The sequence below is a fragment of the Pseudoalteromonas sp. NSLLW24 genome, assembly GCF_015864725.1.
Classification (GTDB): domain Bacteria; phylum Pseudomonadota; class Gammaproteobacteria; order Enterobacterales; family Alteromonadaceae; genus Pseudoalteromonas; species Pseudoalteromonas arctica.
Genome location: NZ_JADYWQ010000008.1, coordinates 100,257 through 125,667 on the forward strand (window position 1 = coordinate 100,257; position 25,411 = coordinate 125,667).

19 protein-coding genes are annotated in these 25,411 nt (G+C 38.4%); 4 read left to right on the forward strand and 15 right to left on the reverse strand.

Features of this window, described 5'->3' with window-relative positions; all coding sequences use genetic code 11:
- Nucleotides 1-79: 79 nt before the first annotated feature.
- The 6 genes from zipA to I6E72_RS10315 form a co-directional block, all read right to left on the reverse strand.
- Nucleotides 80-847, reverse strand: a complete 768-nt coding sequence (gene zipA / locus I6E72_RS10290; RefSeq protein WP_007584012.1) for a cell division protein ZipA — start codon at nt 845-847, stop codon at nt 80-82.
- A 74-nt stretch (nt 848-921) separates the two neighbouring features.
- Nucleotides 922-4,323 carry a chromosome segregation SMC family protein gene (locus I6E72_RS10295; protein ID WP_197112235.1) on the reverse strand — a complete coding sequence of 1,134 codons (3,402 nt, stop codon included), beginning with the start codon at nt 4,321-4,323 and terminating at the stop codon, nt 922-924.
- Nucleotides 4,324-4,391: 68 nt separating this feature from the next.
- A complete protein-coding gene (locus I6E72_RS10300) occupies nt 4,392-5,123 on the reverse strand; it encodes an RNA methyltransferase (RefSeq protein WP_197112237.1) in 732 nt (243 codons plus the stop codon).
- A gap of 76 nt (nt 5,124-5,199) precedes the next feature.
- Complete coding sequence (locus I6E72_RS10305) at nt 5,200-7,236, reverse strand: FUSC family protein (RefSeq protein ID WP_197112239.1); 2,037 nt, start codon at nt 7,234-7,236, stop codon at nt 5,200-5,202.
- 10 nt (nt 7,237-7,246) lie between these two features.
- Nucleotides 7,247-8,107 (reverse strand): efflux RND transporter periplasmic adaptor subunit, encoded by an 861-nt coding sequence (locus I6E72_RS10310; RefSeq protein WP_007584004.1) that lies wholly within the window; start codon nt 8,105-8,107, stop codon nt 7,247-7,249.
- A gap of 5 nt (nt 8,108-8,112) precedes the next feature.
- A complete protein-coding gene (locus I6E72_RS10315; RefSeq protein WP_008171772.1) occupies nt 8,113-8,316 on the reverse strand; it encodes a DUF1656 domain-containing protein in 204 nt (67 codons plus the stop codon).
- A 394-nt stretch (nt 8,317-8,710) separates the two neighbouring features.
- Between I6E72_RS10315 and I6E72_RS10320 the strand changes: the two genes are divergently transcribed.
- The 3 genes from I6E72_RS10320 to I6E72_RS10330 are packed head-to-tail and all read left to right on the forward strand — an operon-like array spanning nt 8,711 to nt 11,237.
- Nucleotides 8,711-9,820: a YjgN family protein gene (locus tag I6E72_RS10320; protein ID WP_007584000.1), complete on the forward strand. Its 1,110-nt coding sequence runs from the start codon at nt 8,711-8,713 to the stop codon at nt 9,818-9,820.
- Between the two features lie 9 nt (nt 9,821-9,829).
- Nucleotides 9,830-10,852 (forward strand): M48 family metallopeptidase, encoded by a 1,023-nt coding sequence (locus tag I6E72_RS10325; protein ID WP_197112241.1) that lies wholly within the window; start codon nt 9,830-9,832, stop codon nt 10,850-10,852.
- The gene (locus I6E72_RS10330; protein WP_101164108.1) at nt 10,839-11,237 is read left to right on the forward strand and encodes a DoxX-like family protein; all 399 of its coding nucleotides are present in this window, start codon (nt 10,839-10,841) and stop codon (nt 11,235-11,237) included. Before I6E72_RS10325 ends, I6E72_RS10330 begins: the two co-directional genes overlap by 14 nt.
- A 54-nt stretch (nt 11,238-11,291) precedes the next feature.
- Here I6E72_RS10330 and speB read toward each other — a convergent pair whose 3' ends face one another.
- The 6 genes from speB to I6E72_RS10360 form a co-directional block, all read right to left on the reverse strand.
- Nucleotides 11,292-12,215 carry an agmatinase gene (speB, locus tag I6E72_RS10335; RefSeq protein WP_007583987.1) on the reverse strand — a complete coding sequence of 308 codons (924 nt, stop codon included), beginning with the start codon at nt 12,213-12,215 and terminating at the stop codon, nt 11,292-11,294.
- 3 nt (nt 12,216-12,218) lie between these two features.
- Nucleotides 12,219-14,132 carry a biosynthetic arginine decarboxylase gene (speA, locus tag I6E72_RS10340; RefSeq protein WP_197101623.1) on the reverse strand — a complete coding sequence of 638 codons (1,914 nt, stop codon included), beginning with the start codon at nt 14,130-14,132 and terminating at the stop codon, nt 12,219-12,221.
- Nucleotides 14,133-14,804: 672 nt separating this feature from the next.
- The gene (locus I6E72_RS10345; RefSeq protein WP_007378102.1) at nt 14,805-15,137 is read right to left on the reverse strand and encodes a YnfA family protein; all 333 of its coding nucleotides are present in this window, start codon (nt 15,135-15,137) and stop codon (nt 14,805-14,807) included.
- 77 nt (nt 15,138-15,214) lie between these two features.
- On the reverse strand, nt 15,215-16,084 hold the full coding sequence (locus tag I6E72_RS10350; RefSeq protein ID WP_007583983.1) for an MYG1 family protein: 870 nt from the start codon (nt 16,082-16,084) through the stop codon (nt 15,215-15,217).
- Between the two features lie 233 nt (nt 16,085-16,317).
- Complete coding sequence (locus I6E72_RS10355; protein ID WP_007583982.1) at nt 16,318-16,779, reverse strand: GNAT family N-acetyltransferase; 462 nt, start codon at nt 16,777-16,779, stop codon at nt 16,318-16,320.
- 343 nt (nt 16,780-17,122) lie between these two features.
- Nucleotides 17,123-19,375, reverse strand: a complete 2,253-nt coding sequence (locus I6E72_RS10360; protein WP_197112277.1) for a sensor domain-containing phosphodiesterase — start codon at nt 19,373-19,375, stop codon at nt 17,123-17,125.
- Nucleotides 19,376-19,687: 312 nt separating this feature from the next.
- Here I6E72_RS10360 and cysZ point away from each other — a divergent pair, with 312 nt between their 5' ends.
- Entirely contained in the window at nt 19,688-20,398 is a 711-nt protein-coding gene (gene cysZ / locus I6E72_RS10365; protein WP_010554723.1) for a sulfate transporter CysZ, read from the forward strand.
- 72 nt (nt 20,399-20,470) lie between these two features.
- Here cysZ and I6E72_RS10370 read toward each other — a convergent pair whose 3' ends face one another.
- From I6E72_RS10370 to rlmM, 3 genes are read right to left on the reverse strand one after another with little or no spacing between them, the layout of a single operon-like run.
- Entirely contained in the window at nt 20,471-20,992 is a 522-nt protein-coding gene (locus tag I6E72_RS10370; protein WP_197112243.1) for a hypothetical protein, read from the reverse strand.
- Nucleotide 20,993: 1 nt separating this feature from the next.
- Nucleotides 20,994-24,302 carry a PKD domain-containing protein gene (locus tag I6E72_RS10375; RefSeq protein ID WP_197112245.1) on the reverse strand — a complete coding sequence of 1,103 codons (3,309 nt, stop codon included), beginning with the start codon at nt 24,300-24,302 and terminating at the stop codon, nt 20,994-20,996.
- Between the two features lie 16 nt (nt 24,303-24,318).
- Entirely contained in the window at nt 24,319-25,404 is a 1,086-nt protein-coding gene (gene rlmM / locus I6E72_RS10380; protein ID WP_007583974.1) for a 23S rRNA (cytidine(2498)-2'-O)-methyltransferase RlmM, read from the reverse strand.
- Between the last annotated feature and the right edge of the window lie 7 nt (nt 25,405-25,411).

Below are 25,411 nucleotides of genomic sequence, written 5' to 3' on the forward strand. Positions count from 1 at the left end.
TAAACCTCAATAAACATAAAAAAAGCCACTTTGACGATTCACCGTCCAGTGGCTTATAAAAATATAATGTATGCGTTATTTACGCTGAAAAAGAACGAACCTGCTCAACATATTGTCTTACGCGATCTACTGTCATTTCATTTCGCTCAGCATCTAAAATTTGCGCACCAAATTCATCCGCTAACTTTTTAGCTGCGCTGTGCAACATATTAAATGCAGCTAGACCATCGCCGTCGCACGGTAACGTCATAAATAAGCTTACCCCTGCGGTACTAAACTGTTCCATATTATCAATATCAAACGTACCTGGGTTGTACATATTTACTAATCTAAATAAAACAGGGCCTTGACCAGCCGGATCTAAATGGCGATTAAAAAAGCCTTCCTCAGAATATTTAAAACCTAAAGTGTTAACTGCTGGCAATAATTTACTGCCCTGCATACTAAGCTCTTCCGGCATTTGAATATGTACAATAACAAAGTCAGACATTTGGGCAGGTGCTTCTTCAGCGCTTTGCTCTTTTGCTTCTAGGTCATCAACTATTTCTAGGTCATCTTCAATCGGCACTTCTGGCACGCTTGTATCTATTTGCGGCTCATTTGCATCAAAGTTAAGCTCACCAAACTGTGGCTCATCACGTTCGTTTTGCATTGGCTCTTTTGGTTCAGCCTCAGTTCGAAACGGTTTAGATGAAGCTGATGCGCTTTCTTGTAATGGTTCAACCCGCTCGTTATCAGATACTTCTGGGCGGTCTTTTTTTCTCACAGACCACAATCCATGTATTAATAAACCACCAATGACAACTACACTGATAATGATTAAAACCCATCTTAATTGTTCGGCCATCCCCTCACCTTTTATTATTTGATATGCCTAAAACCTGTATATTAATTAAAAAATAATACACTTGTTATAAAAATTTATGCATGTGCAAGTTGCACAGCCTGCTCTATATCTACAGCAACCATACGCGATACGCCAGGTTCTGCCATAGTAACACCTGTTAATCTACCAGCCATTTCCATCGCAATTTTATTATGACTAATATAAATAAACTGCACTGATTGTGACATTTCTTCAACCAAACGGCAAAAACGCACAACGTTGGCATCATCTAATGGTGCATCTACTTCGTCCAGCATACAGAAAGGAGCTGGATTGAGCCTGAATATAGAAAACACTAATGATAATGCGGTCAGCGCTTTTTCTCCACCACTTAACAAATGAATTGTTGAATTTTTCTTACCCGGTGGTCGTGCCATTATACTAACACCACTTTCGAGTAAATCGTCACTGGTTAATTCTAAATACGCACTACCACCACCAAAAACTTTAGGAAATAGCTCTGCAAAGTCTTCGTTAACTTGATCGAACGTCGCTTTAAAGCGTGTTTTGGTCTCACTATCTATTTTACGAATTGCACCTTCAAGGGTGCTTAACGCTTTTGTTAAATCATCTAATTGATTATCAAGATAATCACTACGAGCTTTAGCTAAATCAAACTCTTCTATTGCCGCTAAGTTTACTGCACCTAATTTATCTAACTGATTAGTAAATCCGGTTAACTGATTTTGCGCTGCACTTAAATTCAATGAATCAGGTAATTCATCAAGTATTGCTTTTAAGCTTTGCTTTAGCTCTTCTAATGGTTCGAGCGCAACTTGCGCTTTTATTAGTAAGCTTTGCTCTTCAATTGTTAGCTTTTGATGCTGCTCTTGCAAGCCCACCAGCTCACCTTGTGAGTTTTTAAGACTTGCTTGCTTGGTGTTTAAACTTTCTTTAGCGTGAGATAATTCTTTTTGTAGCACTACTAGTGCCTGCTCGCCTTTTTGATGCTGCGCTAAAAACTGCGTTATTTTATCGCCAAGTTCTTGCTCTGGTATAAGCAGTTCTTCTATTTCATTGAGTAATTCTTGCGCACCTTCAGATGCACTAACGTGCTCTTGCTCTGCATGGCTCAATTTGGTTTGGCTTAACTGCCATTCACTGCGTGCCTTTTGCTCTGAGAGCGTTGCCTTATGCGCTTGCGTTTTATATTGCTCAAGCATGCTTAATGCTTCGCTATAACTTTTATCACTTTGTGAGCGCAGGCTATTTGCAGCGTCTACCTCATCCGCTGAGTTAAGTTGCTGCTCATTTAACACTTCAAATTGCTCTGTTTGCTCATCAAGCACGTTATTTAATTGCAAAAGCGCAGTGGTTAATTGCTGTTTTTGTTGCTGTAGCTTTTCTAGTTGAAGCTTAAAGTGCGCTACTTGCTGTTTGAGCATATCGCTGCGTGTACCGGCTACTGCTATATTTTGCGCAAGCTCATGTATGGCTTCTTTTAGCTCGCTTTGCTCGTTAATTAACTTTATTTGATCAGCTGTATGTTCATCACGAGTGTGTGTTACTTGTTTTAGCTCATCCTCGGCATTGGTTAACTGCTGAGCTTTATCCTGCAATTGCTTATGTTTTAAAAGTAATGAGTTTTCGGCATTTCTATCGGCACTTACATGCCAGTTACGACCATATAAAGCACCGTTTTTATCCATAACGGCTGTATAATAAGCATCTTTTAACAGCGTTAGATCACCGCTCTCGCTATAAGCAATGCGCGTTAAATGATCTGGGTACACGCCGCTTGTTATGAATGCCGCTAAGCTATTTTCAGCAATGTGCTTACCACTAATTGGCCACACACTATTATCAGCTTGCTGCTCACTTACATTTAAGTGCTCTAGCGATTTAAGTGCTTGCTCTATTAAGGGCTCAAAGCCTTCTTTAACACTTAGCTGATTAAACAAACCATTAGTACTTTCACTTTCTTCATCAAACCCTAATGTACTTTTAAGCCCCGTTATACTGGCTTTTAACTCATTTATTGTTTGAGTAAGCGTCGAATATTGCTTTTGTGAGTTATTAACACGCTCATTTTGCACTTCAAGCTGAGCACTGCACTGCGTGTGCGCTGTTTGTTTAGCGGCAAGTTCTTGGGTTAATGTTTGTGTTTGCTGTGTTTGCTCTATTAATTGTTGTTCTACATCGCTACTTTGTAAGTCAGTAAGCTGCGCATTTAACTGATCAATTTGCTCGTTAACGTGGCTTATTTGCTGCTGAGTTTGTTTAATGTGACTGCTATGCAGTTGCGCATTATTATTAAGTTGTTGCTGTTGCTCACACAAAGTTTGCCAGTGTGTATTGTGGCGCTGCTTCAGTGCTAATAATTCCTCAAGCTCATGCGTTAACTTCCTAACTTGCTCTTCGCACATTAACGCGTTTTCACTTGCCTCTTGCAGGGCTTCATTTAGTTGATCACACACAATTTGCTGCTGCGTTTTAACTTCAGTGCTATGGGTTTGGCGTTGCTGTAATTTAATTAAATTTTGTTTAAGCGTTTGAGTTTGTTGCTTTACATTTATTTGCTGTTGCTCAGCGCGGGTAAGCTCGGTGTGTATTACATGTTGCTGATGCTGTGCATCGCTTAGTTTATCTTGCTGAGCTTGTACTTGCCCTTCTAAGCTTGCAAGTACATCGTCATGCCCTGAGTTAGCGGTTTTAAAAAAAGAAATTTGATCGTTCAGTTTTTTAATTAGAGTACTTTTTTCAAGTTGCTGCTGATGTAACTTTTGCCATTTTAAAACCGCAATTCGCCCTTTTAACGTGCGCTCTTGCGCTTTTAACTCTCGGTATTTTTTTGCATCAACCGACTGCACAGCCAATTTATCTAACTGGCTTTGCAGCTCTTTACGCACATCTAACAAACGCTCAAGGTTTTCGCGGGTGCTTTTAATGCGAGTTTGTGTTTCGCGGCGGCGCTCTTTGTATTTAGAAACACCAGCAGCTTCTTCTAAAAATACGCGTAATTCTTGTGGTTTACTTTCTATTAAGCGCGATATCATCCCTTGCTCAATAATTGCGTAACTACGCGGACCAAGACCTGTACCTAAAAATATATCGGTAATATCACGCTTACGGCATTTACTGCCATTTAAAAAGTACAGCGATAGCCCGTCGCGCGTTACTAAGCGTTTAATTGCAATTTGGTTTCGATCGGCAAATGTGTTTGAAGGACTACCTTTATCGTTATCAAAAACAAGCTCTACAGAAGCTTGTGATATGGCTTTACGATTAGTTGAGCCATTAAAAATAACGTCGGTCATGGCATCGCCACGCAGGTTTTTAGCAGAGCTTTCACCTAGCACCCATCGTACTGCATCAATAACGTTAGATTTGCCACAGCCATTAGGGCCTACAACACACGTCATTTGATCAGGAAATGGAATTTTAGTGGGCTCTACAAACGATTTAAAGCCCGCTAATTTAATAGTGCTTAAGCGCATCTTATTGTTATTACCAATTTATTATTGTTATTTGTCATAAACAATTTAACCCATAATTTACTAATAGATTAAGCTTGTCGTTTAAAGTTATCTAAAATAATACCGGTTGCCATTGCAACATTAAGCGACTCTGCTCCACCAAAAGCGGGAATGGTGATTTTATTGGTCACTAAATTTGCACATGTCTCGCGTATACCATGCGACTCACTGCCCATTAGTAAAACGCCTGAGCCCGTAAATTGGGTTTTATGCACGCTTTGCCCATCTAAAAAAGCACCGTAAACAGGTAAATTTAAAGACTGTAGGTAATCAGGTAAATCTACTTGGCTTACCGATACCCTTACAAATGAGCCCATTGTGGCGCTAATTGTTTTAGGGTTGTAAGCGTCTGCGCTGTCGGTGCTAGTTACTATATGTTTAATACCGTACCAATCAGCTACTCTAATTATTGTGCCTAAGTTACCAGGGTCTGATACGCCATCAAGCGCGAGTATTAAGCCACTTGCTTGTGGTAAAGCTGCCTTTGGCATATCAACAATAGCAATGGCTGCATTATTGCTAACTAATGTACTTGCTTTAGTGAGGGTCTCTTCATCCGCTTCAATAAAATTAGCGTGCTGATACTCACCTTGGTACGCATTTATAAATTCATCAGTAGCAAAAATATTAACCGCATTTAATGGGCTGTTTAATAACTCAAGTACGTTTTTTTCACCCTGTACAAGGTATTGATTATATTGCTTTCGGTACTTTTTTTGGCCAAGTTGGCGAATAAGTTTGAGTTGGTTTTTTGAAATCATAACAGCCCCATAAAATTGTCCATCAAGTATAACAGATTTCGTTATAACATCTGAACTCGAAAAGCAGCGAATAGGGTTAATTTATCTTGCTAGCACTTCTTTCAAAGGTCAGATTAATGCGAATAAACATCCCTTTTATTGCCTCTAATTGGTTTGAATCACCAACAGATACGGCTAATTCGTTATAAAGATTATCAGACGCTTGCTTAAAGTTTTCATCAAACTTACCTTTGGTAGCCAGCATAAATGCATCAGCCAACATGCGTTGCCACTCATTTAAGTATTTTAGCTTTGTGTCACCAGCAAGGTTTTCGCAAATTGAGTTTAATCGCACTGAGGCATGCCCTAAGTTTAGACCGGTAAGAGCCATATCGGTAATAGCGCGTGAGTGTGAGCCCTGATCGTAATTAGTTAAGCGGATTAACCTATCTGCCATGCGGCGGTTGTACCAAATACTCGGAGTTTGATGGGTATTTATTTCGAGTAAATCTTTATAGGTAGCCTTAAAAACACGATGAACAAGTAACTGAACACTTGGTCCTGTAAATAACTGAAAAATCCAAAATAAAATACTCACGCCAGCAAAAATAGCGATTGCAGAGCTGAGTGTATAATCAATTGAAAATGCTAGGCTCATATCCATGCTGGGTCTAACCAAAATAGTAAATGGAATACAAAACCCTAAGCCGTATGGCAGCGTTTGTTGATCAGCGAGTAACAGCAAACCCAAAAAATACGGACCAGCTAATACAAGTAATAATATTTCTAATTGCCCTCCACTTTGCGACAGTAAATTTAACGCATAAAAAATAGTTACAAAAGTGGCAACAATTATACCTGCCAATAAACGTTTAATTACAACCTGTAAAATAGCCAAGGGTATTCGCGCCAGCATTATCGAAAATATGACCGGTAAAATCATAATTAATAATGCAGCTGAAGAACCTGTATTAATCCAAATAAATGCGCCGATAGAAAACACCAAAGCAGTTCTAAATCCAACAATAATGCCAGCTAATGGGTCACGATATGTAAGCATACTGGGTGCATTTAATAATGTTTTATCGCGTTGTTCTAAAGCTCTGTATGCGCGTAGTAAAATTGTTAAGTCGGCTGCCACTTCTAAACTCACATTGAGCATGTGAGATTCAAATGGCGAATCACACACCGTATTTGATCTATAGTCGGTTAGCTCTTTACGCAGCGTTTTAACTTGTTCGGCGCAGTAATCAAAATCGTCAGATTCTTTAATTTGCGCGAATACGTGTTTAAGTTTACTTATTAATTTGTCTAATGTGGGAGTAATAAGGTCTGCGTGGTTTCGTTGCAGACGACCAATTATTTGAATTGAAGCCAGTAAAGAAAGTACTTTTTGCGACAATTGATTTGCAGCACGTGAGCGCCCTGGACCTTTTGGTCCTTCGTACCTTACTGCGCTGGAGTCTTCGTTTATAGATCCTAATGTTGCCATAATGCCATCAATTTGCTGATGGCGGTTTTCGTGCGAGCCTTTAGAATCAAGCTCAGTTACTAAATAATCTAACGTTTGGTTTATAACCGACCGCGCTTGTACTTGCAGTAAGTGTTTAACTTTTACAGGCCAAAATAAATGGCTCACAAGGCCTGCACATATCGAGCCTATTACTATTTCACTCACGCGCGCTTGTGCAATATCAAATATGCTTTGGCTGCTCACCATTGCCGGAGTAACCATGACTAAAAGTACAATAATAGCGGCTGTTACACCTGCCATAGCAAACGCATAAACAAAGTTTGCTTGGCGTACCATTGCCGATAACGCAGAGTTTACCCCCAACCATAATGCCAATGCACCGAGCGCTAAATAAGGGTAGAGAATTAACTGAGTTAAAAGCAATATGCCAAATAAACCACCCACTATGGTGCCTATTATTTGGCAAATTGCTTTTTCAATAACTAATCCGCTTTGCGGGCGTAATTGCAAAAATATAGCCGAGACTAACGCCCAATAAGGTCTTTCAAGATTAAGCCACATAGCAATAGTAAGCGCCATTACCATGGCTATAACGCCCTTAGTCGCAAAAATAATTGCCTGTTTTTTAGGAAAAAACAAATTTTGTAATACAACGCCCACTGTCTTCCCCTTAACGTGTAGCGAGATGTATTGTGGCGGTCATTCCTGCGCTTAACTGTGTATCTTCGGGCAATGAATCTAACTTAATATCAACAGGAATACGTTGCGATAAACGTACCCAATTAAATGTTTGTTGTACTTGTGGTAAAAGCTGCCCGTTACTTTGTGTATTCGTATTTGCAATTGCTTTACCTACACTCACTACATGCCCCGTTAATTGCTTACCACCGCTTAGAAGCGCTATTTTAGCTTTTTGATCAGGATAAATAAGCGGTATTTTACTCTCTTCAAAGTAACCCGTTACGTAAAATGAATCTGACTGCACGATAGCAAACACAGGTGTGCCTTGAGCTACATAGTTACCTTGGCGTAAATTCAGATTAATTATTTGCCCCGATGCAGGCGCAACAATTTTAGTTCTATCAACATTTAATTGCGCAATTGTTTGCTCTGTTTTAGCTAGGTTATAATTTGCCTCAGCAATTTTAGTATTGATACGTGTTGATTCTAGCGTTTCTTCACTTATTGCCTGTTGAGTGTTTAGCTCAACACGTCTTTCGTATTTATGTTTAGCAAGCTCCCATGTATATAGCGTATTTTCTGTATTGGCTTTACTTTTATCAAGCGCTGCTTGATAACGCTTTTGATCAACATTAAAAAGTACTTCGCCTTTTTGTACGTTTTGACCATCTTTAATGTTTAAAGCAGTCACCCAACCCGACACGTCTGGAGCAACTGTAACTATGTCTGCTCGAATGCGACCGTCGCGCGTCCAAGGAGTATGCATGTAGTCAGTCCATACCCAACGCCCAGCAAAAACCGCAGCTATAACAACCAAGATAGTAAAAGTAATACGCAGATATTTAATCATTCAATTTATCTTCCACTTAGTAAATAGACGGCCAGTGCCAAGTAACAAACAAATAGTGACACTTCAAACCAAGCCACTTTCCAAATACGGTCATGCCAATCTAGTCGATGCAAAGCAAAACGAGTCAGCGCTGTTAAAATAAACGCAATTGGGAAATAAACAATCAGCGGGCTAAATTCTAATCCCCCTAACACGACTGCTTGAAACATAATAAATATCCTAATGTTATTTAAAGCGGTGATAAAAGCTGTAAAACCTAAATAAATTTACATCGCCACTACTCTTACAATCTATTATTTTGGCATATAAATCAATTAGCTTAATTGTACGTAGGTGTGCTTAATACATAATTAATGCCATTACATTTAAGCAGCATTAACTATGTATAGTAGCTAAATCGCATATTAAAAAGCTAAAGATCCCAGTTACCAGCCAAATAAATAAAACCAGCGAGGTTTATTTATAAAAAAGTATTAGAGTATTTAACTCAACACTTAAAACGCCTATTTATAGCTGTTTACAGAAGGGTGAGATAATTATAAACATTGAATTTTGCACTAAAAATGGGTAAATTAACAAAAAAACAACATGGATATAATTTTAATGGAATCAATACACCCTACCCCATCTGAAACAACCCCACCAATAAATGAGCCTGCTGAACCAATTTTTAGCGGAAAAGTGCAGTTTAGTGGTAAAGGCGGTGAGTTTTTTGGAATTTGGATTGTAAATATATTACTTAGCGTTATTACGCTTGGCATATACTCAGCGTGGGCTAAAGTACGTACGCATCGCTATTTTTACGGCCACACCCGTATAGATGGTCATAGCTTTGACTACCTAGCAACGCCAATACAAATTTTAAAAGGTCGGATTTTAGCGGTTATTGTATTTTTTATTTATACATTTTCTATTAGCTTTATGCCTATTTTAGGCCTGTTTATTGCTCTTGGTTTTATCTTTTTAATGCCATGGATTATTAACCAAGGTTTACGTTTTAATCTGCGTATGACCCGCCATCGTAATGTTCGCTTTGCTTTTAAAGGCAGTTATGGCGAAGCCTTTGTTAACTTTATACTTTTACCTATTGCAAGCATATTTACGCTTTATTTATTAATGCCTTACGTTATAAAACGTATTGATAGCTATATCCATAGCAATATTAGTTACGGTGACAAACCGCTTACTGTAAATCTAAAAGGCGAAACCTATTACTTAACAGCGCTTATTTGCTTTGTAGTGAGCTCTATCACCATGGTGGTATTTATGGGGATTTTAGGATTATTTGGCCTCAACTTAGTAGATATTGAAAACCAACAAAATTTAGAAAACTCTGCAGCTATGGTTATGCTTCCTATCTTTATGATGATTGCCTATGTGCTAATGATTGCCATTGTTTCTGCTGTATGGCACGCCGCTATTAGAAATCACATTTTTGATAACAGCTATTTTGAAGGCGTTGCTACATTTAAATCTGAGCTAAAACCAATTCCTTTCGCTGTTTTACTACTCACTAATATGTTGGCTATTGTATTTTCTCTAGGTCTTGCATACCCATGGACAAAAGTACGTACATCAAAAATGCTCGCTGATGTAACTAACGTCACTATTTATCCTGGTGCATTAAACCTAATCGATACCGCGCAAGAGCAGCAATCATCATTTGCTGAGGAAGCTGCAAACGTATTTGATATTGACCTTTCTCTAACTTAAGAGCTCACTATGCATGTAAAGGGACATTTTTTCCCCATCGCATCGAGTAACTATCAAGTGTGTGTTGCAACTATTAGCGACACACACATTGAAGTTATTAACGATGAACACGTTATAGCTCGCCACGCAATCTCAAGTTTAAAATTAAGTTCGGGGATGGCAGGACTTGCCGACGAACTAAACTTTGAAGATGGCAGTCGTTTTATTCCTCAAGATGTAAGTTACAGATGGCCATTTAAAGAAAATAACCATCACATAATGGAGCGCCTTGAAAAAAGTAAATGGGCAATTTTAGCCGCAGTCATATTTACACCACTTTTTATGTGGTTAGTACTTTATAAAGCGGTACCGGCCATTGCTGTTTACAGTGTTGATACCCTGCCACGTAATGTTGTGGAACAAATGGGGGAGCAAAGCTTTACACTTATTAAAAAGATTGCGCTTGACCCAAGTGAGCTCCCCGCAGAGCAGCAAACTAAAGTACAAGCACATTTTACAAGTATGCTTAATGCGTTATCGCTTGATCAATCGGTTTATAGATTATCGTTTTATAAATCAGACAGCTTTGGTGCTAACGCGTTTGCACTACCCCATGGCCGTATCGTGGTCACAGATGATTTAGCAGATTTACTTGCCGATAAACCCAATGCACTAAAAGCGGTATTGCTACACGAAATGGGCCATGTAGTCCACCAGCATAGCGTACGTATTACAGCACAATCTGCCGCAAGTACGATTGTGCTAGCGGTTGTATTTGGTGATTTAGAAGGGGTTGCAGAGGTTGCATTAGGTACAGGTGCATCATTTGCTCAGCAAGGGTTTTCACGAGATATGGAACGCGAGGCAGATACCTTTGCACTCACTCAATTAGAGTCGCTTGGGTATTCGAGTAATGACTTTGCTGATGCAATAGAGGCCCTACAAGAAAGCCATACCAGCGAAAACGAGCACCTCGAAAAAGTAAATGACTTTTTAGAGTACTTATCTAGCCACCCAAGTGCACAAGAGCGTATTGACAATGCTAGGAAATAATCGCGGTTATATTCAACTTGCTCGCTACATAGTGAGTTTAAGTTGGATATATCATGGCTTTTTTCCAAAGCTTTATCATATTGCACCACTTGAAAAATTAATGACTGGCAGTGCTGGTTTTTCAGCAGAAGTGTCTGACTTAATTACACGTTCGGCGGGTGTTGGCGAAATTATATTTGGATTGTGTTTATTTGTGTTTTATAAAAATAAACACCTAGTAATTTTAAATATTTTAGCATTAATTGGCCTTTTACTCGCTGTAGTTGCAATGCAGCCACAATTACTTATTGAAGCATTTAACCCTGTTACTACTAACCTGCCTCTTATTGGGCTAAGCGTTATTTGGTTAAAGGAAATTAAGCTGCTGAATAATCGATACCTCTAACTAAAAAAGGGTATGCCTGCGCATACCCTTTTTTGTAGTACTTAACTTATATAATTAGTACTTGTTTTTATGCGTCCACAAATGCAGTAATTCGCTCGCAATGGTTGCTGCGGCAATTGCGGTAAGCTCACTTTGGTCGTACGAAGGTGATACTTCTACCACATCCATACCTACCATGTTTATGCCTTTTAGCGCACGCAGTACTTTAAGTACTTTATCTGACGTTAAACCACCGCACACAGGAGTGCCTGTACCAGGCGCAAACGCAGGGTCTAAACAATCTATATCAAACGTTAAGTAAACAGGTAGGTCACCTACTCGTTCAAGTATTTGCGCTGCAATATCATTTGCATGTAAATCGTTGGCTTGCATTGCATCAATCACAGCAAACTCATGTTTACTTTGATCAAAGTCGGTACGAATACCTATTTGTATACTGTGCTCAACATCAATCAGCCCTTCCATTGGTGCATGATAAAACATAGTGCCGTGATCAAATCGCGAGCCGTTGCTATAGGTATCGGTGTGCGCATCAAAATGTACTAATGCCATTTTGCCATGTATTTTTGCGTGAGCACGTAATAGCGGAAGCGTCACAAAGTGATCGCCCCCTAAACCTAATAGCGTTTTACCTTGGCGAAGTATTTGCTCAGCAGCCATTTCTAGTTGCGCAGTAAAATACTCAGGATCGCCAACAGGGTAAGTAAAGTCCCCTGCGTCTGCCACTTTTAAACGCTCAAACAACGGGAACGTCCACGGGTACTTAGTGTCTTCCCATGCTAAATGAACCGACGCACGACGAATCGCATCAGGACCTAAACGTGCACCAGGGCGACCCGATGTCGCTAAATCAAACGGTAAGCCTAAAACGACTACGTCTGCATCAATTGCATTAATATTTTGCACCATAGGACGACGCAAAAACGTCATCCCATTTGAGTACAATGAGTGATCTGCGTGACCAAACAAAGTCGACATTGCTTATAACTCTTCTAAATAAGTGTAGCCATCAAGGCCGCTTTGCAACTCGTCTAAAACGCTTTGCTGTTCGTGTTTTTCAATTTTAGTGCTTACTAACTGCTCGTATGATTGCTGAAAACTTTCAACATCTAAATGTACATAGCGCATCATATCGGCAACAGTGTCACCTTGGTTTATCTCGGTAATACTTGCAACGCCTTGCTCATCCATATTAACAATTGCGCTGTGCGTATCGCCAAACAAGTTATGCATGTCACCTAAAATTTCTTGATAAGCACCCACCAAGAAAAAGCCCATTAAATAAGGTTTATCGGCACTAAATTCTGGCACTGGTAATGTGCTTTCAATACCTTGTCCATCTACGTAATGCTCAAGTGCACCGTCTGAATCACAGGTTATATCAAGTAATACAGCACGTTTTTTTGGTGCTTCAGTTAAGCCACTTAATGGCAATACCGGAAACACTTGATCAATGCCCCATGCGTCTGGAAGCGATTGAAATAACGAAAAGTTTACAAAAAACTTATCGGCTAGACGTACGTTTAACTCGTCAATAATAGGACGATGAAAACGGTTTTTATTATCCATGTGCTTGTTAAGTTCATAACAAATACGGATATTAATTTGCTCAGCCCATGCACGTTGCGATAAGTCTAATAAACCGAGTGCAAACTGGTTATGTGCTTCAGCTAAGTCGCCTTGACTGTCGTGATAGATTTCAATTAATGCACGGTCATCCGTTAAATCAGTTAACTGCACAAACGATGCCCACATGTTTTTTAATAACAGGGGTGCATCTGCCGCTGGCGCTACTAACTCTTCTGGCGTGTAACTTTCAGTACCAATAACATTAGAAATAAGCACAGCATGATGCGCCGTAAGCGCACGACCCGACTCAGAAATAATAGTCGGCATTGGTTGCTCATATTGCTTACATGTATCACCAATGGTGTACACAATGTTATTTGCGTACTCAGCTAAGCTGTAATTCATAGAGTTATGCGACTGGCTACGTGTGCCGTCGTAATCAACAGCCAAACCGCCACCTACATCAAGGCAATCAATTTCTGCGCCTAACTTACGTAGCTCACAGTAAAAACGCGCCGCTTCGCTTACACCTAAACGTACGTCACGAATGTTCGCCATTTGTGAGCCTAAGTGAAAATGTACTAGCTGAAGTAAATCAAGTTGGTCTGCGTCTTTTAAACGATTAACTACATGCAAAACTTGCGATGCAGATAAACCAAATTTTGATTTTTCGCCGCCACTCGCTTGCCATTTACCTTTACCTTGCGACGCTAAACGTACACGAATACCAATGCGTGGTTTTACGTTAAGCTCTTTTGCTTGGCTAAGTACCATGTCTAGCTCAGAAAGCTTTTCAAGTACGATATACACTTTATGACCTAGCTTTTCGCCAATAAGTGCTAAACGTACGTATTCTTTATCTTTGTAGCCATTACATACAATAACAGCGCTGGTTTTTTCAGCCAGTGCTAATACCGTAAGTAGTTCAGGCTTGCTGCCTGCTTCTAAACCAAGTTGCTTTTTTTCTACTTGTGCTTGGCTTGCTACTATTTCTTCAACCACTTCACGTTGTTGGTTTACTTTTATTGGGTAAACTAATAAGTAGTCTTTAGGGTAACCATAGTTTTCAATCGCAGTATTAAATGCGCCGCATAAGCTGTGTACACGATGGTGTAAAATTTGCGGAAAACGAACTAAAGCAGGTAAGCTTAAACCTTTATCTTGTAGTTGCTTTGCGATATCTGTTAATGCAATAGTTTGCTCTGGTGCATGAGCCTTGGGCGCAACATACACATCACCTTGATCATTAATACCAAAAAAACCTTGGCTCCAATGACGAACATTGTAGCTCGTACGAGCTTGTTCTAGTGATGTTGTTTCTTTCATTTATCTTTCTCTTTTATTTAATTAATGCCGACTCGGCTAGTGCCGCGCATTAAAAGAAAAATAGAGATCTAAGTCCAACAAGTATTTTTACTCGTAACGAGTGATTTTTAATGTTAAAAAAACAACCAATCACGCATTGCCCTCCAGCGTATATAAAATAGGACTTTGATGATTGTTAAAGATAAGAAAAGTTGTAAAAAATGGCTGTTTTTAAATGACTCATTATAAATTTTATTAGCAAAAATGAATCACCCTATTCAATAAAACTAATCTGGAGTTACTTTGATAATAGAATCTGCTTTTGAAGAATTAGAACCGAGTGTTCTACACGCTTCATATTACTCATAGTTTAGCCAACGTGTTGTGTTTAAGTAATACCTATGCATTTTTAAAATTGAATATAATCTGCACTTCTAAAACGCTCAGCATAACATCCACCAGCTTCAATAGTTGCTTAGCGCATATGTAGCGTTAGGTATTGCCTGTCGTATTGAAGTTGTTATATTTTATTGGCAGTTTGAAAATAATCGAGATAGGACTTTAAATAGCACTAGGGCGTGTTTATCTTTGGAGGTAGAAATTGCAGCTGTGCATTTGGTTTTTAGCCAAGACAGGGCCTATATGTGTTTTCCCCTATAAATAGGCGCTTTTTATTTATTGAGTATGAGCCAGCTATGCACTTTTTGGTGCGAACATAATTATAGCCATACCTAGCAGTGCAACTAAACCACCAATAATATCCCACATAGTAAGCTTTACGCCATCAACAACCCATAACCATAATAGCGCAACACAAATATATACGCCGCCATAAGCTGCATACACGCGCCCTGCTGCTGTAGGATGTAAAGATAGCAACCATGCAAATAGTGCCAAACTTAAAGCCGCAGGAATTAAAAGTAAAATACTTTTATCTTGCTTAAGCCAAAGGTAAGGCAAATAACAACCCACTATTTCTGCTAAGGCTGTAATAGTAAAAAGTGCGATTGTTTTTAGTTCAAACATAATGCTCCACGCTAAGATAACAAGCATAACAATCTATATAAATTGTTATGCTTAGTATTCGTTATGAATCTGCGTTGTTATTCGCTAAGCGCCATAGTGGCAAGCTTCATTGTGCTTTCAAACGACTTAGTGCCCGCTATAAATAAGCCATTGTGACAGAACACAGCGTCATCAATACCGGTTTCATCTACAAACGCTTGATCAGATAAACCTGACCATGCTTTAGGAAGCGGTTTTCTATCTTCAAACGAGCCAGGCTCAACGGGTACTGTTTGTAATATCCATTGCCCAGAATGCGATGGGTAAACCATGTATAGCGCATCGCTTGATAAGATATGCACTGTTTTTTTCCACGGTGTGTATTTTTCAAGCACTATAACTCTGGCATCTTCTGCATTTTCAATTGCTTTAGCAACAATCGCCTTTGCATTTACACTACCGTGAGCTGAGGCGATAAAACGAATGAGCATGCGAGCTGCAAATTCAACAGCTTCATCAAAACAGGTATCAAAGTTACTCTCTTCTTCCCACGTAGGGTTAAACATTGAGATTGTTTGGCTCAAGCTTATTCCCTTTGATACACCTTCAACATGACCACAATCAATGGCATCAATGGTTGAAACTAAGCCCGAATCGACTCTGTCAGCCACGGCTTGGTTATCATCACACAGCGCTAAGCCGTATTTTTTCCACACTAAACCAAATGATGAAAAAGGAATGCCATTTTCTCGCTCGCCTGCACCACCGCGTTGATGATGATCAAAGCGATTAGTTTCAGGATCGTATTCGCCACCTACATCAATTACAAAGTCGGCACTCTCTATAAGCGCTTTATCGCGAGTACGTACCAGTTTAAACGTTGGCAAAACATGTTTAAGTACCGCAATACTAAAAACGTCATCTGCATGAAAATTACCATTGTGGGTTACTACTGTTATTTCGCTCATTTGTTTATTGCTACTTTTAGAAAAGATAAAAATTCTCGCTTTGTAAGTTAGTCACTAATTATCGAGGCAGATTTTATACGAAGACAGGTGTTAAAAACAGTGAAGTATTTTTTGCATCACTATAAAAGCTGCTTTTATAGTTAATAGCTTGAGTATGACTTTTATTACAAGGTAATAATGAGGCCAGATATTTACGACACATTAAGCTTTAACATGTCGTAGCGTTAATAAGCTTATTGGCTAAGCCCTAACTCCATAAATACACTTTGTGGATTATCTACATATGAGCCAAAACTGCTACAGCGTTTAAAGCCTAAGTTTTCATATAAATTGATTGATTTTATTTGTTTTGGACCTGTTTCTAAACGTATTAACGGGATTTGCTTTTCGCCAGCTTGATGTAATAAAATCTGCATAATACGTCTTGATAGCCCTTTACCACGATGACTTGGTTTTACATATAAACGTCTTATTTCGCCATAAGGCTGAGTATCAAATTTCTCTACAATCGCACCACAGGCAATAATACCTTCATCAGTTTTTAAACCAATAGCATACACATTAGGTAAGGTTAATTCGTTTAACTCCAGAGACTGCGCTGTAGCAACAGGGTATAAAGAATTTATAAGTCGGTCTATATCGTCAAATACATTTACTACATCGGGATCATTAGGGTTCAAATCGACTAACTGCATAAAGCTTCCATTCATTGTTATAAGTTTATTAAGCTTTAAATAATATATTCAAGCGAGCATAGCTTAGCATTGTTTAACCAAAAAATCTTTAGTCCTTATTTAGCATATAGTTTGGGGAATTTTAGCAGCTAGAAAAAGTAAAATGACCTTGCATATGGGAAGTTTTTGTTAGGTTATTACCAATTATTAAACATTGGCCTTTAAGTAATTAAGCTCTGAGAGCATTTCGTACCAATTTGCTTAATTAAGTGATCTATTTTGAGATAAGAAAATCGTGTCGATAACAAGGCAGAATTTTTTAACACAGTTACCGCCAGATTTAATCCCTCTAATTGATTAAGTATTATTGCGGATTGCTATTAGCACTATGCCATTTTAAATAACGTTCTTTATCCATCGGCTTTGCAACTAAGTAGCCTTGCATAGTGTCAATATTCATTTTTTTAAGTAAGTCATACTGCTCTGTTGTTTCTACGCCTTCTGCAACGACCACTAAGTTTAAGCTTTTTCCTAAACTGATAATTGTTTGCGCGATATTAAAGCCAATCTCATTATCTAAAATTTTATCAATAAAGCTTTTATCTATTTTTAATTCTTTAACAGGAAACGCACTTAAGTAAGCTAAGCAAGAGTATCCAGTTCCAAAATCGTCAATCGAAAATAAAAAGCCAGCCGCAATGAGCTCTTTCATTTGCCTAATTGTATAATCTATATCACTAGAGAGCATTGACTCGGTTATTTCTAACTTAATTTGTGATGCTCGAATATCAAATTCATTGATAGTGTTGAACAGCTCACCTTTTAAATTTGATGAATTAAACTGACTTTGACTAATATTAATTGAAACACTAAACGAGTCGTCAATGATAGCGCTTGCTTTAAGCTCATTAATTAAAATACATATATCATGCAAAACAATATTTTGTAGTTTTTGAATAAGTCCGTATTGCTCTGCAATAGGTATAAATTCGTTTGCTGTTATCAGCCCTCTTTGAGGATGGTTCCACCTAATAAGTGCTTCAGCACCAACAACATCACCCTGCGTATTAACTTGTGGCTGAAAGTAAGCACAAAACTCATTAGACGCAATTGCTCTCACTATGTCGGTTTCTAGCTCTGTTTGCTTTTCAAGTAGTGTTTGCAAGGCTGGGTCGTAAAAGCTGCTGCTATTACCCCCTTTATTTTTAGAACAATACATAGCAGTATCTGCAAATTTTAATATATTGTCAGCCTGTGCGTTTACGCTATCAATTAGGCAAATGCCGATGCTACAGCTTACTTGAAATGCAAGGTTGCCCACTTCAAACTTATCATGAAAAGCTCTTTGAATTTCTTTAGCAACGGCTTTACATTCTAGAATTGCCTGCTTTGTATTTTGCCCTATGTGTTTAAGTAAAATAATAAATTCATCACCACCCGCTCTGGCCAGTGTATCTGAACCTTTTATTATTGCGCTTAACCTTTTTGATAATTCCACAAGTACTTCATCACCCGCACTGTGCCCAAGTGAATCATTAATACGCTTAAAGTTATCTAGGTCTAAAAATAATAATGCCCCTATATTTTTGTTACGCTTAACACTCTCTACACATCGACTTAATTTGTCGCTAAGCATCCTTCTATTTGGAAGATTAGTTAATGGATCGTAAAAGGCGAGCTTATGAACTTCTTGCTCAGCCTTTTTCTTTATTGAAATATCTCTGGCCATCCACACTACATGTCTTTTTGTAGGACTACTGGGATTGTAATGATCTAGAGCGGCAGCTCGTCCCTCAAAAACTATGCCCCCTTTGGGAACATTTAATTCATATTCAAATATTTGCATCTCGTTAGTCGAGAGTGTTGTTTCGATGACATCCATTATCATCTTCGCATCTTTTTGAGGAAGTAGGTCTTTAACATTTTCGCCAATAAGATCCGTGGTCGAATCAAGCAGTAACTCATTAGAGGTACCATAAACATCGGTATATGTGCCATCCTCACTTAAAATGAGGATGAGATCGGGCATTACTTTGGTGAAGGCTTTAAATTTTTCATTACTGTGCTGTAAATTAAAGACAAGCTGTTTTGCCTTCTCAAATTCGTTACTTTTCTCAAGAGCAATACTTGAAAAGTGTACAAAAAAATCTATTAGTTCTAAATCTTGCTCTGATGGGGCTTTAGGGGTGCTGTGATAAATAGCAAAGGTGCCTAACAAATCAGCTTGAGTTGAAAAAATAGGTGTTGACCAACATGACTTAAGATCAAACTTTAGCGCTAAATCTTTAAAGTCCTCCCAAAGCGGTGAGGTTTCAATATTTTCTACAATCGTGCGCGATTTCGAAAATGCTGCAGTACCACATGAACCTACTTTTGGCCCTATGTGAACTCCATTAAGCAAACTACAGTACTCTGGGTGAATATTAGGGGCTGCGCAATGAAAAAGCTGCTGGCCTTTAACTGATAAAATGGAACACCGAGCAGATTCATCATTAATAATCTGCTCTATCGATAAACAAATTTCAGTAAGCACCTCATTTAAAGGTACCCCTAATGCAATTTTAGATAAAATGCCTTGCTGGTGAGATAATAACTTTTTTAACCTATCCGTACCCATTTTCACTTGCTCGCATTATTTATACATATTGATACAACAAAAAGCCTCAAACAGATGCTTTTTTTCTACGTAGTAAAGTTCAGTATAGTCATGATTAGTAAGTTCATTCTTTTATTAATAAAAAACTAACCGGGTCTACATTGATTAATCATAATTGCATATTACTAAACACCTGTAGTTATTATATAACCAAAACCGCAACATTAAAGCTAACACTTTGTTACTTAAAATTACTGTTCAAAATTATTAAGCTATTTATACTATAACTAATGGTAAATATTTTTTGAGGTTACAGTGCAGATCACACAAGGTATGGAATATTTTTTTTCGGGATTTAAATTAATTAGCCAAAAAGGGTTAAAGCGCTTTGTACTTATCCCGCTTTTAATTAATGTTCTGCTATTTGGTAGTTCGTTGTTTTTCTTATTTGGATGGCTAAGTGATAGCTTTAGCTACATCAGTAACATGCTACCAGAATGGTTAAGCTGGCTTGAATGGCTAATGTGGCCAATTGCTGTATTAGTCGTATTATTTAGCTACAGTATGCTATTTACTATAATCACTAATTTTATTGCAGCCCCATTCAATGCTTTATTAAGCGAAAAAGTTGAGCTTTATTTAACGGGTCAAAAAATTAACGATGATGGTTTTTCCGAATTAGTTAAAGATGTACCTAGAATGCTTGCCCGTGAGTGGACGAAGTTGTGCTATTACCTTCCTCGCGCTATTGGTTTTTTCATACTACTTTGGGTTTTACCTGTCATTGGCCAAATACTATGGGTTTTGTTTACTTGTTGGATGTACGCGGTGCAGTATGAAGACTATGCGTTTGATAACCATAAAATTGGCTTTAAGCAGATGAAAGACGATTTAAAATCTAAGCAAGGTTTATCATACGGGTTTGGTTTTGCTGTTATGTTATTAACGGCTATACCCTTTGTAAACTTAATAGTTATGCCTGTAGCTGTGTGTGGTGCAACACGTTTGTGGGTCGATAATTATCGACCAAAATACCGTAGTTAATTAAGAGGTTGCTGATTTTTCAATATTCAAAGGTCACGGCACCCGAGATAAAAAAGCACCTAAGGTGCTTTTTTAATCTATTTTTAAAGCAATAAACTCAAGCGATGCACGCCTTGGTAATGCGACACTTTGTTTATCTACTTCTTCAAATTTTTTAATCAAAATACTAAAGCGCTGATTGTTAAAATTAACGGCTGTAACTTCACCAATTTTTATACTGTAGTTTTGCTGCTGATCAAACAGCTTTAGTGTTCGCCCTTTTATACGCTCTACGAATAAGTAAGGTGTTTGGTCTGGCATCTTTAAACGGATAACATTGATTTTACTTAACTCATGTACCGCCACCCAATTTTGACTCTGCATTAACGTATTATAACTACTAATGCCTTCAGGCTGATAAACAACATCTTGGTTTATAACGCATGTCTTACAGCCCTTTACTGATTCAACTCGCCAGTCAATAGCTATATTTTTGTAATATAAATTGTCATTTTTTAGTAACCATTCACGTGCATTGTTAGTATCGCTACACGCTATTAGTAAGCTTAAAAAACTACTACAAACAATAAACTTAATACTTAACCCTAGTTTCATATTAATGCTCTTTAATTGCTTTTAACTCAGCAATAATTGCACTACTTGGCTGCGCTTCTTTTATATAACTGGGCAGCGTTTCAATATTAGTAGGTGAGCTTTGTAAATTATACACCTTACTATTATTAGTATTTGGCACGCCAAATCGATTACCTGCACTTTGCATATAAAACTGCAAATTAAGCATGCTCCACTCATTTACATCACTAAGTATTGATATTGTATTATCTTGGTTAGTATCAAAGCTGGTTAAGCTTTCGGTGTTAATTGCATTACAGTTAAAATCAACAGGTAGTGAGCCATTTCGATTTAGCCCCTGTGCTTCAAGTATTGTGCTCTCATTTAAATCTGCTGAACTACCACTTGAATAATCAATAATAAAATCATCTGTAGAGCCTAAATGACTATTAGTATTTGGTGTAATATCGCAGCTAGCATTGCCGGGATAAAAACGCTCATAATAACGATCGCCTTCGTTATTACCTATTGTTGATAAACCCGCTAATTGATATAAATAATTCATAGAGCTTAAATGATTAGGCTTAAAGTTAACCTCTTCATCGCCACCATGGTATAAGCCTAAGTTATGGCCTAGCTCATGAAAGATAGTTGATGCTTGATAATTATAAGTTACATTGGTTGCTATTTGCGTATCGAGCGTTAAGCCCCAGCCCCCCATAGTTACCATTAAATCATTACCGCTGATCTCAGCAATACCCGATCCACTAATACTGCCATCTTCATTTCCACTACTTGCCATTAATAAGTAATGAAAAATGGGTCTGCGGGTTATATCGGTATATTCCATTTTATAAGCAAACAAATTAGGGCTACTTAAATCGTACTCAAACGGAGTATAACTATTAAAAGGGACAACATTTCCGCCACCTAAATCAAAGTTTTGCGGCGCAATATCGCTATTTTGATCAAATAAGTCACCTACATCAAAATGAACGGTATAGCCTTTACTTGCAAATACACTAACAATTTTTTCAAGTGCAGTTCGATGAGGCGTTATTCCAACATCACTACTATCCATATAATCTATTTCAATAAATATATCTTTTTGTGAAGTACGCGCTCCCCATTCATATAAAGGCAGCCCACCAAATGTTGCCCCCTCTACCTCTGCGCAATCTGGAATACCGTCTTCATCATCATCTATTGAGCAAGATATATCGTTAGGCCCTGCCGGAGTATTGAATACTGAGTAGTTCCAGTCTGTATTTTGGTTGGTATCGGTTGCGCCGAGCGTACGCTTTAAGCTGGCGCCCTGCTCTGGCAGTATTTGTGCAGCATTTTCGCCTTGCCACTGCGAGGCTGTTACAGGCTCTTGGGTTGAATTTCCAAACTTAACAAAGTCGATAGTTTGTGTACCCGCACTATTAAGTAATTCTGCAAAACCATTTATGTACCAATAAGGCCTAATTTGATCATTCGCGCTACCAACAAGTACAAGCTTAGTGTTATTTAATGACGCACTTGCTAAAAAATCATCGCCAAAGCGGCTTTGTAAAATAATATAGGCGCCATTTAAAAGCTCTTTATTAGGCAGCGCAAATACTTGCTCATCACTCAACGTACTATCAGACATATTAATACTGCGAGCTTTAAGAGAGTAGTCTTGTAAATTTACTGTCGCACCGGTGCCGTTATAAAGTTCAATCCAAGGTAAGTCATTACTAAATTGCACAGATGAAAGCTCTGTTATTTTTATATCTTGGCTAGAAGTTGTAAACGAGGTGGCAGTTTGCGCCAAAATAGTTGTGCTATCAAAATTAGCTAAATCAGCTGTAACACGAACAATATATTGAGTGTCTTCATCAAAGCTTGCGCTTAAATTTACAGTATGAAAATAAGTACTTGTGTCGCTGGTAGTACCCGACAAACTTTCAATAGTTAAGGCCAAGCAAGTAGTAAAATTATCTGCTGATACTTGTACGCTTCCAGTACAAGTACCACTACTAGAGTTAACGGCTAAAGTACTCACGAGCATAATATCTGAAAATGTAATGCTAACAGGGCTATCTACAAATACTGGTTCATTACTATTTTGGGGCGTTACATTACTAATTGTAGCGGGCGTTGAATCAACAACGGTAACATTCAATACAAATTCAGTTGTGTCTTTTGTATCAGTCGCCGTTAACGTATAGCTTTGTGGAGTGATACTGTTTGCAGGAGGTGTGTAACTAAAACGTAAGGCTTGGTCATCAATAACACTGATTTGCGCTCCATTTAAATCATCACCAAAGTCAATCTGTACGCTATCGTTATCTGCGTCGCTAACCACTAAGCTAAATTCTGTGGCTTGGTTATATTGCACATTTATATTTACATCATCGGCAGTCGGTGGGTTATTTGGGGCTAATATTAAAACTATTTTCTGGGCGTTATTTGTAGCGTTATCGTCATCGGTAACAGTTACTACAAACGTTACATTGGTATTTTGCGCAACAGTGGGCGCATTAAAGCTAATACTTGTTTCTGTTTGGGTAAGTTCAACTACAGGGCCACTTGTTTGCTGCCAGGTTATGCTATTAATACTGCCATCGCTGTCCTGTGCATCTGCAACTAGGGTTACACTGTCATCTTTTTCAGCTTCATCTGGGCCTGTAACAATGACTGTTGGTGCGCTATTTACTTGATTAATTAAAACCGTTTTACTCGCTTGAGCGCTTTTACCGGCATTATCTGTTACGGTTACGCTAAAGCCTAGCGTTGTATTTTCAGATACATTAGGGGCAGTAAAACTAAGTACACCATCTGATTGGCTAAAATCAACATTATCTCCCGCAGACTGAATCCAACTAATAGTGCTTATGGTTCCATCGGTATCTTGAGCGTTAGCAACTAAGCTTACTTGTGTGTTAGCAAGTGCACTACTTGGGCCTGTAATATTAACTGTAGGTGCATTATTTTGAGAAGTGATAGTGCCTGAAAATACTTGTTGTGCAGTAGCACCTGAATTATCAGTAACAGTAACTGAAAAACTAAAGGTCGTGTCAGTGGTTACACTCGGTGCAGTAGCTGTAAGCGTATTGCCATTAACAATAAATGTAAATTCAGGACCACTAAGTTGTTGCCATTGATAATTGGCTATTTGCCCGTCACTATCACTTGCAAGCGCAGTAATAGTAAACGATTGGTTAGAGACAATAACGTTACTACTAACAGAGAGCGTAACACTGGGCGCAGCGTTACCAGAGGGCGTAGTTGAATCACTACCTTCTCCGCCGCCGCCACAACCTGTGATTAAAAGTGATAAAAAAAGTAAACTTAGCCATTTATTAATATTGTTTTTTACCACTTTTAGCCTCTACATATTAACTATACAAATTTTGTGGCACCTTAGTAACGTTTAAATGAACGGTTATTTCCTCACGATCATGATAGAGATGTTTAGCTTGTAACTCGTAATTAATGCTATGTTTCTCAAGCTCTTTTCTTATCATCGAAAGACATTCATAAACACTATCAAAGCGTTTTTTCATAGGTAGTTTTAAGTTAAATATAAACTCTTTTGCGTATGCATTTACTGCCCAGTCAATCATTAGCGTAGTCACTTTGGTTGGTTTTTCCACCATATCGCACACTAACCAAGTAATATTTCTTTTTTCTGGGCGATATTTAAAACCATCTGCTCTAAAATGTTTAACTTGACCCGTTTGCATTAAATCGTCATTCATTGGGCCGTTATCAATAGCACTTACAAACATACCTCGGCGTACAAGCTGATAAGTCCAACCACCCGGGCATGCACCTAAATCAACACTGCGCATACCTGCTGCCACGCGTGATTCACGTTGTTGCTCAGGAATAAATACATTAAACGCTTCGTCGAGTTTTAACGTTGAACGACTCGGTGCATCGCTTGGCATACGAAGGCGTAAAATACCCATGAAAAATGGAGAATTATTAAAGCTATACGAGTAACCAACATAAGCCGTATTGTTTGTTAAAAACATGACATGCATTACTGGGCGGTTTGCTTTTGGCTCACGCAGTACTGTATTTTGTTTTTCGAGGGCTTTTTTAAGCGGCGTTGATATTTTTTTACAGAACGTTAAAAGCTCTTTGCCTTCATTTGTATCTGGCGTTTCTACGCGCAGTTCTGAGCACAATGTAAAATCTTTAGCAGCTTCAACTACTGCACTTACACGGTCCTCTACTGGCATGTTTTCAAGTAATGTACCGGCAAACCATTGGCGTGCAAACACCATATTTTTAAAATCGACTTTTTTGATTATTTCGTCGCTGTGATGCGCTTCAAAACATTCGTAAACAACATAACCTGTATTTGGCTTTGCTTTTACATACCCTGCAAAACCCTGCTCTGCAGCATGAAACGTTATTTCAGCAGCGGCATCGCTTTCAAAACCACTACGACAATAAATCACAACACTAGACATATTAACC

What these genes read in the sequence shown, in the direction of transcription:
- zipA (WP_007584012.1), bottom strand. Translation starts at nt 847, where the DNA reads ATGGCCGAACAATTAAGATGGGTTTTAATCATTATCAGTGTAGTTGTC.
- I6E72_RS10295 (WP_197112235.1), bottom strand. Translation starts at nt 4,323, where the DNA reads ATGCGCTTAAGCACTATTAAATTAGCGGGCTTTAAATCGTTTGTAGAG.
- I6E72_RS10300 (WP_197112237.1), bottom strand. Translation starts at nt 5,123, where the DNA reads ATGATTTCAAAAAACCAACTCAAACTTATTCGCCAACTTGGCCAAAAA.
- I6E72_RS10310 (WP_007584004.1), bottom strand. Translation starts at nt 8,107, where the DNA reads ATGATTAAATATCTGCGTATTACTTTTACTATCTTGGTTGTTATAGCT.
- I6E72_RS10315 (WP_008171772.1), bottom strand. Translation starts at nt 8,316, where the DNA reads ATGTTTCAAGCAGTCGTGTTAGGGGGATTAGAATTTAGCCCGCTGATT.
- I6E72_RS10320 (WP_007584000.1), top strand. Translation starts at nt 8,711, where the DNA reads ATGGAATCAATACACCCTACCCCATCTGAAACAACCCCACCAATAAAT.
- I6E72_RS10325 (WP_197112241.1), top strand. Translation starts at nt 9,830, where the DNA reads ATGCATGTAAAGGGACATTTTTTCCCCATCGCATCGAGTAACTATCAA.
- I6E72_RS10330 (WP_101164108.1), top strand. Translation starts at nt 10,839, where the DNA reads ATGCTAGGAAATAATCGCGGTTATATTCAACTTGCTCGCTACATAGTG.
- speB (WP_007583987.1), bottom strand. Translation starts at nt 12,215, where the DNA reads ATGTCGACTTTGTTTGGTCACGCAGATCACTCATTGTACTCAAATGGG.
- speA (WP_197101623.1), bottom strand. Translation starts at nt 14,132, where the DNA reads ATGAAAGAAACAACATCACTAGAACAAGCTCGTACGAGCTACAATGTT.
- I6E72_RS10345 (WP_007378102.1), bottom strand. Translation starts at nt 15,137, where the DNA reads ATGTTTGAACTAAAAACAATCGCACTTTTTACTATTACAGCCTTAGCA.
- I6E72_RS10350 (WP_007583983.1), bottom strand. Translation starts at nt 16,084, where the DNA reads ATGAGCGAAATAACAGTAGTAACCCACAATGGTAATTTTCATGCAGAT.
- I6E72_RS10355 (WP_007583982.1), bottom strand. Translation starts at nt 16,779, where the DNA reads ATGCAGTTAGTCGATTTGAACCCTAATGATCCCGATGTAGTAAATGTA.
- I6E72_RS10360 (WP_197112277.1), bottom strand. Translation starts at nt 19,375, where the DNA reads ATGGGTACGGATAGGTTAAAAAAGTTATTATCTCACCAGCAAGGCATT.
- cysZ (WP_010554723.1), top strand. Translation starts at nt 19,688, where the DNA reads ATGGAATATTTTTTTTCGGGATTTAAATTAATTAGCCAAAAAGGGTTA.
- I6E72_RS10370 (WP_197112243.1), bottom strand. Translation starts at nt 20,992, where the DNA reads ATGAAACTAGGGTTAAGTATTAAGTTTATTGTTTGTAGTAGTTTTTTA.
- rlmM (WP_007583974.1), bottom strand. Translation starts at nt 25,404, where the DNA reads ATGTCTAGTGTTGTGATTTATTGTCGTAGTGGTTTTGAAAGCGATGCC.